Annotated in this window: 17 protein-coding genes; 4 read left to right on the top strand and 13 right to left on the bottom strand. The window is 73.5% G+C overall.

Annotation, left to right across the window (positions count from 1 at the left end):
- From ASD18_RS05310 to ASD18_RS05285, 6 genes are all read right to left on the bottom strand, one after another.
- Entirely contained in the window at nucleotides 1-897 is an 897-nt protein-coding gene (locus ASD18_RS05310; protein ID WP_056087679.1) for an ABC transporter ATP-binding protein, read from the bottom strand.
- 69 nt (nucleotides 898-966) lie between these two features.
- The gene (locus ASD18_RS05305; RefSeq protein ID WP_056087676.1) at nucleotides 967-1,707 is read right to left on the bottom strand and encodes a hypothetical protein; all 741 of its coding nucleotides are present in this window, start codon (nucleotides 1,705-1,707) and stop codon (nucleotides 967-969) included.
- Entirely contained in the window at nucleotides 1,704-2,603 is a 900-nt protein-coding gene (locus ASD18_RS05300) for an ATP-binding cassette domain-containing protein (RefSeq protein WP_056087674.1), read from the bottom strand. The genes ASD18_RS05305 and ASD18_RS05300 overlap by 4 nt, the downstream gene beginning before the upstream one ends.
- Nucleotides 2,600-2,959, bottom strand: a complete 360-nt coding sequence (locus ASD18_RS05295; RefSeq protein ID WP_056087672.1) for a GntR family transcriptional regulator — start codon at nucleotides 2,957-2,959, stop codon at nucleotides 2,600-2,602. The genes ASD18_RS05300 and ASD18_RS05295 overlap by 4 nt, the downstream gene beginning before the upstream one ends.
- A 138-nt stretch (nucleotides 2,960-3,097) precedes the next feature.
- Nucleotides 3,098-4,147: an aspartate-semialdehyde dehydrogenase gene (locus tag ASD18_RS05290; RefSeq protein ID WP_056087668.1), complete on the bottom strand. Its 1,050-nt coding sequence runs from the start codon at nucleotides 4,145-4,147 to the stop codon at nucleotides 3,098-3,100.
- 4 nt (nucleotides 4,148-4,151) lie between these two features.
- Complete coding sequence (locus ASD18_RS05285) at nucleotides 4,152-5,426, bottom strand: aspartate kinase (RefSeq protein ID WP_056087665.1); 1,275 nt, start codon at nucleotides 5,424-5,426, stop codon at nucleotides 4,152-4,154.
- Between the two features lie 173 nt (nucleotides 5,427-5,599).
- Between ASD18_RS05285 and ASD18_RS05280 the strand changes: the two genes are divergently transcribed.
- Together ASD18_RS05280 and ASD18_RS05275 are read left to right on the top strand one after the other, a co-directional pair.
- On the top strand, nucleotides 5,600-6,583 hold the full coding sequence (locus ASD18_RS05280) for an ABC transporter ATP-binding protein (protein WP_056087662.1): 984 nt from the start codon (nucleotides 5,600-5,602) through the stop codon (nucleotides 6,581-6,583).
- Nucleotides 6,580-7,713, top strand: coding sequence for an ABC transporter permease (locus tag ASD18_RS05275; RefSeq protein WP_056087659.1), 1,134 nt, complete (start codon nucleotides 6,580-6,582; stop codon nucleotides 7,711-7,713). Before ASD18_RS05280 ends, ASD18_RS05275 begins: the two co-directional genes overlap by 4 nt.
- Nucleotides 7,714-7,740: 27 nt before the next feature.
- On the opposite strand, the gene ASD18_RS05270 is transcribed toward ASD18_RS05275, so the two are convergent.
- The 6 genes from ASD18_RS05270 to ASD18_RS05245 are packed head-to-tail and all read right to left on the bottom strand — an operon-like array spanning nucleotide 7,741 to nucleotide 13,653.
- Entirely contained in the window at nucleotides 7,741-8,307 is a 567-nt protein-coding gene (locus ASD18_RS05270) for a DUF5063 domain-containing protein (RefSeq protein ID WP_056087655.1), read from the bottom strand.
- 12 nt (nucleotides 8,308-8,319) lie between these two features.
- Nucleotides 8,320-8,919, bottom strand: coding sequence for a recombination mediator RecR (recR, locus tag ASD18_RS05265; protein WP_056087653.1), 600 nt, complete (start codon nucleotides 8,917-8,919; stop codon nucleotides 8,320-8,322).
- 10 nt (nucleotides 8,920-8,929) lie between these two features.
- Nucleotides 8,930-9,358 carry a VOC family protein gene (locus ASD18_RS05260; RefSeq protein ID WP_056087650.1) on the bottom strand — a complete coding sequence of 143 codons (429 nt, stop codon included), beginning with the start codon at nucleotides 9,356-9,358 and terminating at the stop codon, nucleotides 8,930-8,932.
- A complete protein-coding gene (locus tag ASD18_RS05255; protein WP_056087647.1) occupies nucleotides 9,355-11,571 on the bottom strand; it encodes a DNA polymerase III subunit gamma and tau in 2,217 nt (738 codons plus the stop codon). Before ASD18_RS05255 ends, ASD18_RS05260 begins: the two co-directional genes overlap by 4 nt.
- Nucleotides 11,572-11,605: 34 nt before the next feature.
- Entirely contained in the window at nucleotides 11,606-12,964 is a 1,359-nt protein-coding gene (locus ASD18_RS05250; RefSeq protein ID WP_056087642.1) for an FtsX-like permease family protein, read from the bottom strand.
- The gene (locus ASD18_RS05245; protein ID WP_056087640.1) at nucleotides 12,961-13,653 is read right to left on the bottom strand and encodes an ABC transporter ATP-binding protein; all 693 of its coding nucleotides are present in this window, start codon (nucleotides 13,651-13,653) and stop codon (nucleotides 12,961-12,963) included. Before ASD18_RS05245 ends, ASD18_RS05250 begins: the two co-directional genes overlap by 4 nt.
- Nucleotides 13,654-13,931: 278 nt before the next feature.
- On the opposite strand from ASD18_RS05245, the gene ASD18_RS05240 reads away from it, so the two are divergent.
- Together ASD18_RS05240 and ASD18_RS05235 are read left to right on the top strand one after the other, a co-directional pair.
- Nucleotides 13,932-14,300 (top strand): hypothetical protein, encoded by a 369-nt coding sequence (locus ASD18_RS05240; protein ID WP_056087636.1) that lies wholly within the window; start codon nucleotides 13,932-13,934, stop codon nucleotides 14,298-14,300.
- 55 nt (nucleotides 14,301-14,355) lie between these two features.
- Nucleotides 14,356-14,730, top strand: a complete 375-nt coding sequence (locus tag ASD18_RS05235; protein ID WP_056087632.1) for a roadblock/LC7 domain-containing protein — start codon at nucleotides 14,356-14,358, stop codon at nucleotides 14,728-14,730.
- 7 nt (nucleotides 14,731-14,737) lie between these two features.
- On the opposite strand, the gene ASD18_RS05230 is transcribed toward ASD18_RS05235, so the two are convergent.
- Nucleotides 14,738-15,349: a LysE family transporter gene (locus ASD18_RS05230; protein ID WP_056087629.1), complete on the bottom strand. Its 612-nt coding sequence runs from the start codon at nucleotides 15,347-15,349 to the stop codon at nucleotides 14,738-14,740.
- Between the last annotated feature and the right edge of the window lie 61 nt (nucleotides 15,350-15,410).

The raw sequence follows: 15,410 nt of genomic DNA, 5'->3' as shown, positions 1-15,410 counted from the left end.
TCAGACCTCCACAGGTGTCGTGAGTGCGACGAACGCGTCCTCGAGCGAGCTCTGCTCGAGGCGCAGGTTCTCGGGGCGGATGCCGTGCTGGGCCAGCGCGACGAGCACGTCCTGGACGACGTTGTCGCGGCCGCGGACCTCGAGCTCCCCGTCCCGCTCCGTCAGCGCGCCGAGGCCGTCGAGCAGCCCCAGCGGCACCGGGGCGGACGGGCGGAAGCGGAGCACCTGCTCGGCCGTCGCGCGCGCGACCAGCTCCGCCGGCGTCCCGGTCGCGGCGACCCGGCCGGCGTCGATGAGCGCGATCCGGTCGCAGAGCCGCTCGGCCTCCTCCATGAAGTGCGTGACCAGCACGATGGTCACGCCGCGGTCGCGGATGCGCTCCACCACCTCCCACGTGTCGCGGCGCGCGTGCGGGTCGAGCCCGGTGGTGAGCTCGTCGAGGATGGCCACCTGCGGGTTGCCGACGAGGGCGAGCGCCACCGACAGCCGCTGCTTCTGGCCGCCCGACAGCTGCTCGAACCGCGCACCCGCCCGGTCGGCCAGCCCCAGCTCGTCGAGCAGCTGCGCCGGGTCCGCGGGGTCGGGGTAGAACGAGGCGTACAGGTCGAGGGCCTCGCGGACCACCAGCTTCGGCTGCAGCTGGCTCTCCTGGAGCTGGAGGCCGACGACCTGCCGGAGGCTCTCCCGGTCCTTCTGGGGATCCAGGCCGAGGACCCGGACCGTGCCGGAGTCGGCCTGCCGCAGCCCACCGATGATCTCGACGGTGGTGGTCTTGCCGGCCCCGTTGCGGCCCAGCACGCCGAAGATCTCGCCGCGGTGGACCTCGAGGCTGACGTCGTCGACGGCGACCGTGCCGCCGTAGCGCTTGTGCAGGTTCTCGACCTGGATCACGGACATCGCGGGCTCCTTCAGGGTGTGGGGTGCCGCGGGAGCGGCCGACGGCCGGTCCCGTGACGTCGGGTCGTGTCAGGAGGTGCGGTGGGGCACCGACGCACCACGCGTCAGGCGGTCGAACGCGACCGCCATGAGGCCCGCGATCAGCAGGGTCACCGCGGCGCCGACGAGGAGCGGCTGGTCGCCGCCGAACCACGCGGAGGTCGAGAACGGGCCGGCGTCCTGCGCGAGCAGGGCCGAGACCAGCAGGATCGGGCCGGCGGTCAGCGGCAGCGCGAGGGTCCCCCACCAGCCGCCGAGCCGCTGGTAGGACATCCCGACCAGGAGCCCGGACACGTAGGCGACGAGGAACAGCAGTGCCGAGCTGACGAACAGCGTCGCGACGTCGGTGCCGTCGGGAGAGAACCCCTCGACGATCCGCCACTGCCACCCGAAGGCGTCGAACACGGCGCGCTCCACGACCAGCAGGCCGGCGAACACGACGCCGTAGACGAGGGCCAGGCCGCCGGCGGCGAGCAGCGACCCGAGCGCGAGGCTGCGCCGGGTCAGCCCGGCTGCGACGTGCACCGGCAGGTAGGCCGCGGTGATCGCGATGAGCACGGAGAACGGGAACCAGATCGCGCCCTGCCGAGCGAACGCCATGACGCTGTTGTTGACCTCACCCACCTGGTTGATCACCACGAGCGCCCCGGCCACGACGACGATCGCCATGCCCCAGGCCCACGCGGCGAGGTACAGGTTCATCCAGAGCAGCCACGTCGCGGTGGCGCGCACGGAGCTGCGGGTCGGGAGACGTGCCGTGTCGATGCTCATCGGGACTCCTCCGTGGTCGAGGCGGCGGCCGGGCGGTCGGTGAGGTGGACGAACAGGTCCTGGAGCGCCACGGGCCCGAGCTCGAGCCCGTGCTGCCGGGCCAGGGCCGCGTCGTCGGGCCGCGCGCCGATGAGGGTCGCCTGCGCGGTGCGACCGAGCTGCTGCCGGGCGACCACGTCGCGCCCGACGACGAAGGCGGTGACCGCGTCGGCCGGGCCGGTGACCGTCACGCCGCCGGCACGGAGCGTCTCCGCGTCGGACGCCGTCAGCACGGTCCCGCGGTCCAGCACCACGACGTCCTCGAGCAGTCGCTCGATCTCGCCGATCAGGTGGCTGGAGAGCACGATCGTGCGCGGGTGCTCCACCCAGTCGGCCAGCAGGGCGTCGTAGAACGCGTACCGCGACGGGGCGTCCATACCGAGGTGGACCTCGTCGAGCAGGGTCAGCGGGGTTCGGCTGGCGAGCCCGACGACGACCCCGAACGCGGACCGCTTTCCCCGCGAGAGGCGGTCGGGCCGGCTGAGGGGGTCGAGCTCGAAGCGGTCCATCAGCGTGCCCGCCAGCTCCCGGGAGAACAGGGGGCGGCGGTCCCCGAGGAACTCGAGCGTCTCCTTGAGCTTCTGGTCGTTGGCGACGTCGCCGCTCTCGCGCACCAGGCACGTCCCGGCCAGCACCCGCTCGTTCTCCCAGGGGTCCTCCCCGTCGACGAGGACCGTGCCGGACGTCCGACGGCGGAACGCCGCCAGGACCGACAGCGCGGTCGTCTTGCCCGAGCCGTTGCGGCCGAGCAGCCCCGTGATGACGCCGGGGCGGAGGGTGAACGACACCGCGTCGAGCGCGGTCGTCGTGCCGTAGCGTGCCGTGAGGTCCCGGACCTCGACGCCGAACCCGGTCATCGCTGCTCCCCCGTCGTCAGCCGCGCGACGATCTCGTCCGTGGTGATGCCCAGCACCCGCGCCTGCTCGAGCATCGGCTCGACGACGTCCGCGAAGAACGTCGCCCGGCGCTGCTCGAGCAGACGCTCCCGGGCGCCGTCCGCGACGAACATCCCGATGCCGCGGCGCTTGTAGAGGACGCCCTCGTCGACCAGCTCCGTGAACGCCTTCGCGGCCGTCGCGGGGTTGATCCGGAACGTCGTCGCGTACTGCGTGGTGGACATGACCTGCTCCTCCGCTGCGAGGGCTCCCGACAGGACGTCGGCGCGGATCTGGTCCGCGATCTGCACGTACAGGGGGTCTCGACCGTCGAACACGGTGCACCTCCTGTCCTGTTCAGTGGTTCATTACATGACCAACTAACCACAGAACCGGAACCGCCACAAGACCCGGACACAGCAACGTCCGCACTCGTGAGGGCTCCAGCCCCCTCGAGTGCGGACGTCGCGGTGGTGTCAGACGGCGGTGAGGCGCTGGGCCGCGACCAGCTCGGCGATCTGGACCGCGTTCAGCGCGGCGCCCTTGCGGAGGTTGTCGTTGCTGATGAACAGCGCGAGACCGCGGCCGCCCTCGACGCCCTCGTCCTGGCGCAGCCGGCCGACGAACGACGGGTCCTGACCGGCGGCCTGCAGGGGCGTCGGCACGTCGGTCAGCTGGACGCCGGGCGCGGTCGCCAACAGCTCGGCGGCACGTTCCGGGGACAGGGCGCGGTCGAACTCCGCGTTGATCGACAGCGAGTGGCCCGTGAACACCGGCACGCGCACGCAGGTGCCGGACACCAGCAGGCCGGGCAGGTCGAGGATCTTGCGCGACTCGTGCCGCAGCTTCTGCTCCTCGTCGGTCTCGAACGAGCCGTCGTCGACCAGGTTCCCGGCCAGCGGGATGACGTCGAACGCGATGGGCCTGACGTACTTCACCGGGGCGGGGAGCGTCACGGCCGACCCGTCGTGCACCAGCGCGAGCGTGTCCTGCTCGACGGCGGCGCGGATCTGGCTGTCCAGCTCGTCGGCCCCCGCGAGGCCCGACCCGGAGACGGCCTGGTACGTCGAGACGACCAGCCGCTTGAGGCCGGCCTCGTCGTGCAGGACCTTGAGCACCGGCATCGCGGCCATCGTGGTGCAGTTCGGGTTGGCGATGATGCCCTTGACGGCCCCCGCGAGCGCGCCCGGGTTCACCTCGGAGACGATCAGCGGGACCTCGGGGTCGCGACGCCAGGCCGACGAGTTGTCGATGACCAGCGCACCGGCCGCAGCGAACCGCGGGGCGTGCACCTTCGAGGCGGCGCCGCCCGCGGAGAACAGGGCGACGTCGATGCCGGACAGGTCCTCGGTCTCGACGTCCTCGACCACGACGTCGGTGCCCTTCCACGGCAGGGTCGTGCCGGCGGACCGCGCGGACGCGAAGTAGCGGATCGAGTCGACCGGGAAGTCGCGCTCGTCGAGCAGCCGGCGCATGACGCCGCCGACCTGGCCGGTGGCGCCGACCACCGCGATGTTCAGACCCATGGCCCTACCGTCCCGTCCCGCCGTACACGACGGCCTCGTCTTCCGTGGAGTCCAGCTCGAACGCGGTGTGCACCGCGCGGACGGCCTCGTCGAGCGAGTCCGCGCGGGTGACCACCGAGATCCGGATCTCCGACGTCGAGATCATCTCGATGTTGATGCCGGCGTCCGCCAGCGCGGCGAACAGCTTGGCGGAGACGCCGGGGTGCGACTTCATGCCCGCACCGATGAGTGACAGCTTGCCGATCGTGTCGTCGTACTGCAGCGACGCGAAGCCGATGTCGGGCTGGTGCTCGGTCAACGCGGCCGTGCCGGCGGCGCCGTCCGTGGCGGGCAGCGTGAAGGAGATGTCCGTCAGGCCCGTGGCGGCGACCGACACGTTCTGCACGATCATGTCGATGTTCACGCCCGCGCCGGCGACCACCTGGAAGATGCGGGCGGCCTTGCCGGGCACGTCGGGGACGCCGACGACCGTGATCTTGGCCTCGCTGCGGTCGTGCGCGACGCCGGCGATGATCGGCTGTTCCACAATCTCTCCTTCGGCAGCGGGCTGGTCCGTCACCAGGGTGCCCGTATGAGTGGTGAACGACGAGCGCACGTGGATCGGTACCCCGTACCGACGGGCGTACTCGACGCAGCGCAGGACCAGCACCTTGGCGCCGCTCGCCGCGAGCTCGAGCATCTCGTCGTAGCTGACCCGGTCGAGCTTGCGGGCGTTCGGCACGATCCGCGGGTCTGCGGTGAACACGCCGTCGACGTCCGTGTAGATCTCGCAGACGTCGGCCATGAGGGACGCCGCGAGCGCGACCGCCGTGGTGTCCGAGCCGCCGCGTCCGAGCGTCGTCACGTCGTTGGTGGTCGGGTTGACGCCCTGGAACCCGGCGACGATGGCCACCGAGCCCTGCGCGAGGGTCTGCCGGATGCGGCTGGGCGTGACGTCGATGATCCGCGCCTTGCCGTAGGCCTCGTCCGTGATCACCCCGGCCTGCTGGCCCGTGAACGACTTGGCCTCGACGCCCAGGTTGTGGATCGCCATGGCCAGCAGCGACATGGAGATGCGCTCGCCGGCGGTCAGGAGGATGTCCATCTCGCGCTGCGGCGGCAGCGGGGTGACCTGCTGGGCGAGGTCGATGAGCTCGTCGGTGGTGTCGCCCATGGCGCTCACCACCACGACGACGTCGTGACCAGCACGCTTGGCCTCGGCCACCCGCTTCGCGACGCGCTTGATGCTGGTGGCGTCGGCGACGGAGGAACCGCCGTACTTCTGCACGATCAAGGCCACGGGAGAGCTCTTTCGCGGGCTCGGACAGGACCGGGCGAGTGTACGGCCGTGCCCATCAGGTGGGCACTGAGTTTCAGATGGCGGATCACGGCCGCTCAGCCCTCCACAGCACCTGCACAGACGCCGACTCTGAACGCCCTCCCCGCAGGCAGGTCGAGGCCTAGGTTGGCGCCATGTCGAGCACCGTCGATGACGACACCACGACCGCACCCCCGCCCGCGACACCCCCGCCCGGAGCCGGCATCGAGGTGCGCGGTCTGCACCGAGCGTTCGGGCAGGTCAAGGCGCTCGACGGCGTCGACCTGACCGCGCGGGCCGGAGCGGTCACCGCGCTCGTCGGACCCAACGGCTCCGGCAAGACGACGCTGCTCCTGGTGCTCGCGGGCCTGCTCGTCCCGGACGCCGGCTCGGTGACGGTCGCAGGGCACGACCCGATCGCCCACGGCCCGGCCGCCCGCGCGCGGACCGGCTGGATGCCCGACACGTTCGGCACCTGGGACTCCCTGACCGCGCGCGAGGTGCTGCTGACGTTCGCGGCCGCGTACCGGCTGTCGGAGGCGGCCGCCACGGCCCGGGTCACCGAGCTGCTGGGCACCGTCCACCTCACCGAGTTCGCCGACCGCCCCGCGAGCGTCCTGTCCCGCGGCCAGAAGCAGCGCCTCGGCCTGGCCCGCGCCCTGGTGCACGACCCCGCGGTGCTGCTCCTCGACGAGCCGGCCAGCGGGCTCGACCCCCGCTCCCGCGTGGACCTGCGGATCCTGCTGCGCCGGCTCGCCGACGAGGGCCGCACCGTGCTCGTCTCCAGCCACGTGCTCTCCGAGCTCGACGAGATGGCCGACGACGCAGTCTTCCTCTCCCGCGGCCGCACGGTCGTCCCCGACGCCGGTCCGGGCGGCGGCCGCTCCTGGCACGTGCGTGCGCTGTCCGTCGACGCCCTGACCACCTGGCTGACCAGCACCGGCGCGGCGTGGCGGCCCGACGAGGCGCCGGTCTCCCCCACCGGCTCCGGCGGCGTGCTGCTCGAGGTCGACGGCGAGGAAGGTGCCGCCCAGCTGATCCGCGACGCCGTCGCCGCGGGGGTCGCGCTCGTGTCCGTGGTGCCGGCCGGCGGGGCGCTCGAACAGGCCTATCTGACCCTCGAGGAGGACCGGCGATGACGATGTCCGAGGTCGAGCTCGAGCACGAGCCGTCGACGACGCCGCCGAAGGCCCCGCGCTCCGCCACGTGGGGGCTCACGTGGCACGGCGTCCGGACGGTCGCCGTGCTGGAGCTGCGTCAGCGGGTGCGGTCGACCCGGTGGATCGTCGCGCTGATCGTGTGGTTCGTGGTCGTCGGCGGGATCACGCTGCTGACCTCCGGGGCCATCACCGCCCTCTCGTCCGGCGAGGCGTTCGGCGAACGCCCGTCGAACGGACCGCTCCTGTTCGGCGCCGTCACGTTCCTCGTGCTCGGCCTCGGGCTGCTGGTCACGCCGACCCTCGCGTCGACCGGGATCAACGGGGACCGCAACGCCGGCACGCTGGCGACGCTGCAGGTCACGCTGCTGACCCCCGCCGAGATCGCCGCCGGCAAGCTGCTCGCCGCCTGGGCCGCCGCCTGCGCGTTCCTGGTGGCGAGCCTGCCGTTCTTCGGGATCGCGCTCGCCCTCGGCGGCACCCCCGGCACCGCGCTGCCGCGGGTCGTCCTCCTGGTCGCGGTCCTGCTGGCCGCGGTGTGCGGCATCGGGCTGGGGTTCTCGGCGCTCACCGCGCGCACGGCCGGATCCACGGTGCTCACGTTCCTCACGGTCGCGGCACTGACCCTGCTGACCCCGATCCTCTTCGGGCTCACCTACCCCTCGATCTCGCGCACCCAGACCGTCGAGGTCTCGACCGTCCCGCAGGACTGGACCGGCGAGGTGGACGCCGAGTGCCAGGTGAGCGTCCAGCAGCGGACCGTCACCCACACGGAACGCACCTGGTGGCTGCTGGGCCTGAACCCGTTCGTCGTGCTGGCGGACGGTGCCGGAACGACCGAGTACACGAGGTTCTCCGGGAACGACAACGACCCGCTCGGTGCCATCCGGGACGGCGTCCGTGAGCTGCGTGCGGGCCCCACGATCCCGCTCGACGAGTGCTGGACCGACCAGACCTCGGTCGACGACAGGACCGAGGCGGCGTCGCGCACTCCCGTGTGGCCGTGGGGGCTGGCCGTGACCGTGCTGCTGGGCGCCGGCGGATTCGTGGTCGCGGTGCGCCGGCTCCACGTGCCCACCCGGACACTGGCCCGGGGGACGCGCGTCGCCTGACGGGTCGGGGCTCGTCGGGTCGACGGGTCAGGGCTGGAGGGCGTCGTACTCCGCCTCTGCGGCGACGTCGTCCTCCACGTCCAGCCGCAGGTGCGCCAGCATCGTCTGCAGGGTGCGCAGCACGCTCGACGCGCGCTCGCCCCAGTCGGACAGGTAGGAGAACTGCCACCACCAGAGGGCCTCGAGCACGCCGCCGGTCTCGTAGTGCCGCAGGCCCTGGGCCAGCGCCCCGGCGATCGCGACGAGGTCGCCGGACACGCTCGCGGGCTGGACGTCGACGCCCAGCAGCGGGTCGACCACCGCCGCGTACTCGTCGATGCCCTCGAACACGTTGGCCAGGTTGGCCCGCAGGGGTTCCACGTCCGGGTCGGGACCGAGGTCGGGCTCGAACCGCTCGGAGGGGACCACGTCCGTCGTCGCACCCAGCCGGGCGCCGGCCGCGAGCACGTCGCTGACCGCGAGCAGCAGCAGCGGCAGCGACGCGTCCGGGTTGGCCCCCGACGCGACCTCGGTGATGGTGGTCAGGTAGCTGCGGGTCTCGGCCGCGACCGCCTGGGCGATCTCGCGAAGATCCGCGTCTGCCGTGGTGCTCATGTGCCCGCTCCCCTACGCACTGATCCGTCGTCGGCCCTCGAACGCGCGGCCAAGGGTGACCTCGTCCGCGTACTCCAGGTCCCCGCCCACCGGCAGGCCCGACGCCAACCGGCTGACCGTCAGGCCCATCGGGACCAGCAGCCGCGCCAGGTAGGTGGCCGTGGCCTCGCCCTCGACGTTCGGGTCGGTGGCCAGGATGACCTCGGTGACGGTGCCGTCCGCGAGCCGCGTCATGAGGCCGGCGATGCGCAGGTCGTCCGGGCCGACGCCCGCGATCGGGTTGATGGCACCGCCGAGCACGTGGTACTTGCCACGGAACTCGCGGGTCCGCTCGATGGCGACGACGTCCTTGGGCTCCTCGACGACGCAGATGGTCACCGGCGAGCGGCGCGGGTCGCGGCAGATGCGGCACTGCGGCTCCTGCGCGACGTTGCCGCAGATCTCGCAGAACCGGACCCGCAGCTTCACCTCGGTGAGCGCGTCCGACAACCGGCGGACGTCCGCCGGATCGGCCGAGAGGATGTGGAACGCGATGCGCTGGGCGCTCTTGGGACCGACTCCGGGCAGTCGCCCGAGCTCGTCGATCAGGTCCTGGACCGCGCCTTCGTACACGCCTGCCAGCCTACGGGGTCGGCGGGGTCCCGCCGTCGGACGCCACCAGCTCCAGCTCGAACCCCTGGGCGTCCTCGAGGTAGGCCGCGTAGTGCTCCGGCCCGCCCGCGAACGGGTGCCGGTCCGCGAACAGCAGCGACCAGCCGTGCGCGGGGGCGGCCTCGACGAGCGCGTCCACGTCCGCGCGCGAGCCGCCCCAGAGGGCCAGGTGGTTCAGGCCGGGTCGGAGCCGGTCGTGCGGAACCGACGCCACGTCCGGGCCGGACTCGAGCACCACGTACGGCCCCGGGTCCCGCCCCCAGCTGACGCCGTCCGGCCACCGGTCGCGCACAACATAGCCCAGCCGGGTCAGCAGCCAGCCCCAGCTCCGCTCCGCCGCGTTCAGGTCCGCCACCCAGATCTCCAGGTGGTGCAGCGCACCGGGCGACTCGTCGGTCACGACGAGCCGTCGTCCAGCTGCTCGTCGATGACCGTGCCGCCGAGCATCTGCGCCACCAGCGGGGCACCCATCAGGCTCGAGGTGGTGATGTCCGGGTCGTCCGGCGACGGGTCGTCCGGGACGCCGGGCGTCATCCGCGACGCCGACTCGCGCGCCGCGGCCATGCCACGCTCCCGCGCGGTGCCGGCGGGCGGCGGGGCCATGTCCTGCGGAGGTGCGTCCGGGGTGGCCGGCTCACCGGGCTCGTCGTCCGGCGGCTCGGGCATCGGGGGTTCGTCGTCCCACGACGCCGCCGCCTCGGCCGGGGTCACCGCGCGTGGGTTGGCGCGATCGTCGGGTGCGGGTCGCGTCGCGGCCGGTGCCGCGGGAGCCGCGCTCACCTGCTCCGCGAGGATGCCCTCGACCCGCACGTCGAACCCGAGGGTCTCCCGCACGGCCCGCGCGACGACGTCCGCGTGGGCTCCGTTGCGGAACGTGGTGGCGAGCGCCGGGTTGTCGAAGGCCACCCGCAGTGTGGTGGCGTCGAGCTCGGCCACCTGGGCGTTCCGCGGGTCGATGAGCGCCCACGTGACCCGGCGCAGGCCCTTGACCGTCTCCAGGACCTCCGGCCAGCGGCGGCGGAGGACCTCGGTGTCCGGACCGCCGGACGACGCGCGGGCCGGGGTCGGTGCAGGGGCCGGTGCGGCCGGAGGGGCGGGGGCCTTCTCGGGCTCGACGGGGTGGACGTCGGCCGCCGGCGGCGCGGGATCCCACGGCGGGCTGTCGTCGGCGTCGCTGGTCGGTGGCTCGACCGGCACCTCCGTCGGCTCCGGGGCCACCGCCGCTCGAGACGACTCGGTCGGTGCGGCGACGGGTGCCGGAGGCTTCGTCGGCACCGGCTCGGGACGCGTGGTCGTCCCCGCACTCGGGGGTACGACCGCAGGAACCTGCGGCGCGACGTCCACGGGCCCGACAGCAGGGACCTCGGGTGCGGCGGCAGGAACCGGCGGCGCGGGGGTCTGCGGTCCGGCGACCGGCACGCGCACCCCGGCCGCACCGTCGGCGGGCAGGCCGCGCTCCAGCCGGTCGAGCCGGGCGCCGAGGCCCGAGCGGGTGTCCTCCGCCGCGGGCAGCAGCAGCCGCGCCATGAGCAGCTCGAGGTGCAGGCGCGGGGAGGTCGCACCGGTCATCTCGGTGAGCGCCGCGTTGCAGAGGTCGGCGGACCGGGACAGCTCCGAGGCGCCCAGGTGGCGGGCCTGCAGGCGCATGCGGTCGAGCTGGTCGGTCGGGACGTCGCGCAGGGCCGCATCGGCCGCGTCGCCCGAGGCCGCGATGACGATCAGGTCGCGGAGTCGCTCGAGCAGGTCCTCGACGAACCGCCGCGGCTCGTGGCCGGTGGAGATCACGCGGTCTACCACGCGGAACGCCGAGGCCCCGTCGCGGGCGGCGATCGACTCGACCAGGTCGTCGAGCAGCGACGCCTGCGTGTACCCGAGCAGAGCGGCGGCGCCCTCGTACCCGACCTCGCCGCCCCCGGAGCCGGCGATCAGCTGGTCCAGCACGGAGAGCGTGTCGCGCACCGAGCCCCCGCCCGCGCGCACGACCAGCGGCAGCACGCCGGAGGCCACGGGCACGCCCTCGCTGTCGCAGAGCTGCTGCAGGTAGGGGACCAGCACGTCCGGCGGGACCAGGCGGAACGGGTAGTGGTGGGTGCGCGAGCGGATGGTGCCGATGACCTTGTCCGGCTCGGTCGTCGCGAAGATGAACTTGATGTGCGGCGGCGGCTCCTCGACGATCTTGAGCAGCGCGTTGAAGCCCTGGTTCGAGACCATGTGGGCCTCGTCGAGGATGAACACCTTGTAGCGGTCCCGCGCGGGCGCGAACGTGGCGCGCTCCCGCAGCTCACGGGCGTCGTCGACACCGCCGTGGCTGGCCGCGTCGATCTCCACCACGTCCAGGCTGCCCGGTCCGCCGCGCGCCAGCTCGACGCAGGACGGGCACACGCCGCAGGGGGTGTCGGTCGGGTTCTCCTCGGTGTTCTCCGCGCAGTTCAGGATGCGGGCGAGGATGCGGGCGGAGGTCGTCTTGCCGCAGCCGCGCGGACCGGAGAACAGGTACGCGTGGTTGACCTGACCGCTGCGCAGCGCCTGCCGCAGGGGCGCGGTGACATGGTCCTGACCGATCACCTCGGCGAAGTTCTCGGGCCGGTAGCGCCGGTACAGGGCTGTCGTCACGCCACGAACCCTAGACGTCCTCGCCCACACACGGTCAGTCGGCCCGCACCACCGTGTCCGCCAGCACCGACCGCAGCAGCGGCCGGGACGTCTCGGTCGCCGCGTAGACCAGCGCGCACCCCCCGGCGAGGAACCCGAACAGGAGGAGGAGCCCCTGCGGGGAGCTCACGGCCGCGGCGCCGAACAGGGGGAAGAGCATCACCAGAGCGGTCGCGGCCGAGCCCACCGACACGAACAGCAGCGGGACCAGCACCGACCGGCGACGCACCGAGTCGAGCAGCTCCACCGGCATCCCGGCCAGGTTCTGCAGGGCGATCTCGCGCCGCCGGTCCAGCACCGCAGCCGCCTGCGCGATCCCGGCCGAGACCGCTGCCAGGAGGAACGCGACGACGAGCGTGACCATCCCGCCGGTGACCAGGTCGGCCATGAGGGTGTCGCCCTGCGGGTCCCCCGTGGTGTCCACGGCGGTGATCGCCGGCAGCACCGCGAGGGCACCCGCGACGAACCCGGCGAGCCCGAGCCCCCCGACCACACGCCATGCCGCCCTCGGGTCGTCCAGCAGCCGGCGTGCAGCCAGCAGCCGCGCCGGCGTCGTGGCGCGCCGCAGCTGCACCTTGCCGACGAGCGCGAGCACCCACGGACCGACCGCGTTGAGCGTCGCGAAGCCGACCGCCAGCGCCCCGACGAGCGCGCCGACGGCCGCCGCACCGAGCGCCCCGGCCGCGGCGCTGACCACCATGAACAGCCCGATCCCGACGACGGCGATCACCAGCCGCAGCCACGTCATGCCCTTCGGCGTCTCGCGCCGGGCGACGCCGAGCGGTGACACGCTCACGCGCCGCAGCGAGAACGCCCCGGACAGGGCGGCCAGCAGCGGCACCGCCACGAGCGTGACCGCGAGGCCCTGCCAGCCGACCCAGAGCTCGGCGACGGAGAACGTGGTGCCCTGGAACGGCAGGAGCGCGACGGCGGGCAGGAGCGCGCCGTAGAGCAGGATGCCGAGGACCGCGCCGACGAACCCCTGCCAGGCGGTCTCCGTGACTGTCAGGCCGACCACCTCGCGGGGCGTCGCGCCGAGCAGCCGCAGGGTGGCCAGCCGCGCATCGCGTCGGGAGACCCCGAGCCGGGCGGCCGCACCGCCGAGCGTCAGCAGCGGCACGACCAGCAGGACGACCGCGGTCCAGGCGAGGCTCAGGTACAGGCTGCGCAGGTCGTCCTGCCCGGGTGGCACCGGCAGCGCGGCGCGGTCGGCGAACCCGAGCAGTCCGCCGACGACGCTCAGGGTCAGCCCCGTGGTGACTGCGAACGCGGTGACGGCCAGACCGGTGGTCACGCGGGCGTCGCGACCGCCGGCGCGCTGGAACCGGGGCGCGAGCGCGACGACCGCGTTCACCGCGGCACCTCGGCGGTCGCGCCGACGACGAGCCCGTCCCGGACCTCGATGCGCCGGTCGCACCAGTCCGCCACCTGGCTGTCGTGGGTGACGACGACCAGGGACGCACCCGCCGCCTTCGTCGTCTCCGTGAGGATCCGCATGACGTCGTGGCCGGTCGCCTGGTCGAGCGCACCGGTCGGCTCGTCGGCGAAGACGACCGCGGGGCCGGTGATCAGCGCCCGCGCGACGGCCACCCGCTGTGCCTGCCCCCCGGACAGCTCCCCCGGCCGACGCCCCTCCATCCCGGCGAGGCCGAGCGACGCGAGCCAGCGGCCGGCCAGCTCGGTGGCGTCGCGCCGCGAGGTGCCCAGCAGCATGGCCGGCAGCGCGACGTTCTCGATCGCCGGCAGCTCGGAGAGCAGCTGGCCGAACTGGAACACGAAGCCGTAGCGCTGCCGACGCAGCAGCGAGCGCTCACGGTCGGACAGCCCACCCACCGGCCGCCCGTCGAGCGCGACCGAGCCGGAGTCGGGCGGCAGGATGCCGGCCAGGCAGTGCAGCAGCGTCGACTTGCCGGAGCCGGACGGGCCCATGACGGCGAGCGACTCACCGTCGTGCAGGTCGACGTCGACGCCGGCGAGCGCGGTGGTGGAGCCGAAGCGCTTGACCAGGCCGCGGGCGGACAGGCGAGGGGTGGCGGTGTTCATGCCGCCAGGCTGCCGGGCCGCACCTGTGCACGACATCGACCTCCGGGCCCTCCCTCGAGGCCACGGACTGCACCCAGGGACGGACGCGGGTCGTCCCGTGGCCACACCGGGTGATCGTGCGGGGTGAAGTCATCGTGCGAATCACCGCGAAGACCGCACCACCGATGGATGAATCTTCAACCACGCCATACGGTCACAGCCTGCCGATCGCCGCGCCCAGCTCCCGCCGCGCAGCCCGCGCACGAACCCCACCGACCGACGACCGGAAGCAGACCACCATGAGCACCACGCTCGACCAGACCCTCGCCGCCGCGCTCGAGATCGATGGTGCGACCGCCGTCGCCCTCGTCGACTACGAGAGCGGGATGTCCCTCGGGCACCAGGGGACGGGCATCGACCTCGACGTCGCCGCCGCCGGGAACACCGAGGTGATCCGGGCCAAGCTGCGCACCATGGCCGCCCTCGGCCTGGACGACCGTATCGAGGACATCCTCATCACCCTCGGCCAGCAGTACCACCTGATCCGCCTGCTCCAGGGCGCCGACGGCAGCGGCCTGTTCCTCTACCTCGTGCTGGACAAGAGCCGCGCCAACCTCGCGCTGGCCCGCCGCCAGCTGTCGAACCTCGAGCGCACGCTCACCATCTGACCCGTGGTGCCCGCGCGGGCCGCGCGGGCACCACTGCACCCTGAAGAGGACCCTCGTGATCGTCCGCCAGCACGCCCTCCAGATCGCCGCGGTCGTGCGGCGGGACATGGAGGGGATCCGCCGCGTGAGCGTCGTCCGCACCGACGGGCGACCGTTCTTCGACGATCCTGGCGACACCCCGACCGGTGAGGACTCCGAGGCAGTCGCGGCTGCCGTCGCGGCGACCGTGTCCTACGCCCGGCGGGCCGGCACCGCCCTGGCGACCGGGGCGATCGACGCCCTCACGATCCGGGGCCGGGAGGCGACCGTGGTCGCGCAGCCCCTCGACGACCTGCACGTACTCGTCGTGACCTGCGGACCGGACGTGAACCTCGTCCTGCTCGGTCGCGTGCTCGCCCGGATCACCGCCACCCACGGCCCGTCGTCCTGACCCGAGCTCAGACGAGCAGGGCGACGCCGGCCAGGACGACCGCCCCCGCGCCCACCACCGAGACGGCGAGGCGCGCGCGCAACGGGAGCCGCCCCCCGAACACTCCGCTCCCGACCGCCAGCAGCACCTGCCAGGCGAGCGACGCCGCCCCCGCCCCCACGACGAACGCGACCGCCGATGCCGCCCCGGAGACCCCCAGGGCGAGCCCGACCGCCACGGTCGTGAAGGTCAGCGCCGTCATCGGGTTGATCGCGGTGAGCCCGACGAAGCGCGCGTAGGCCACCAGGGGCGACGAGCCGGCAGACGGTCCGGTCTCCGGCGCCCGCCGTGCGGCGCGGACGGACGCGACGAGCCCCACAGCCCCCACGACCACGAGCACCGCCGCGCCGATCCCTCGGACCAGGGACGCGTGCTCGCCCAGCACGCGGCTGACGGGCGCACCGACCGCGACCGCCACGACGGCGTACGCAAGGTCCACGGTCGCGATGCCGCACGCCGCCGCGACCGCCACCCGGACACCCTCGACCAGGCCGGTGCGCAGCAGGAGGACACCGACCGGCCCGACTGGCATGGCCACCGCCAGGCCGGCCAGCACGCCGAGGAGCAGGGGTGACGACACCCCCACAGCGTGCGCAGCGCGGGGTCAGAGGTCACGCGGATACTGCGGGAACTCACGCGCG

Source organism: Cellulomonas sp. Root137 (assembly GCF_001426725.1).
Lineage (GTDB): Bacteria > Actinomycetota > Actinomycetes > Actinomycetales > Cellulomonadaceae > Cellulomonas.
Note: the sequence above shows the minus strand (reverse complement) of the source record. Positions and strands in the feature narration are given on the sequence as shown.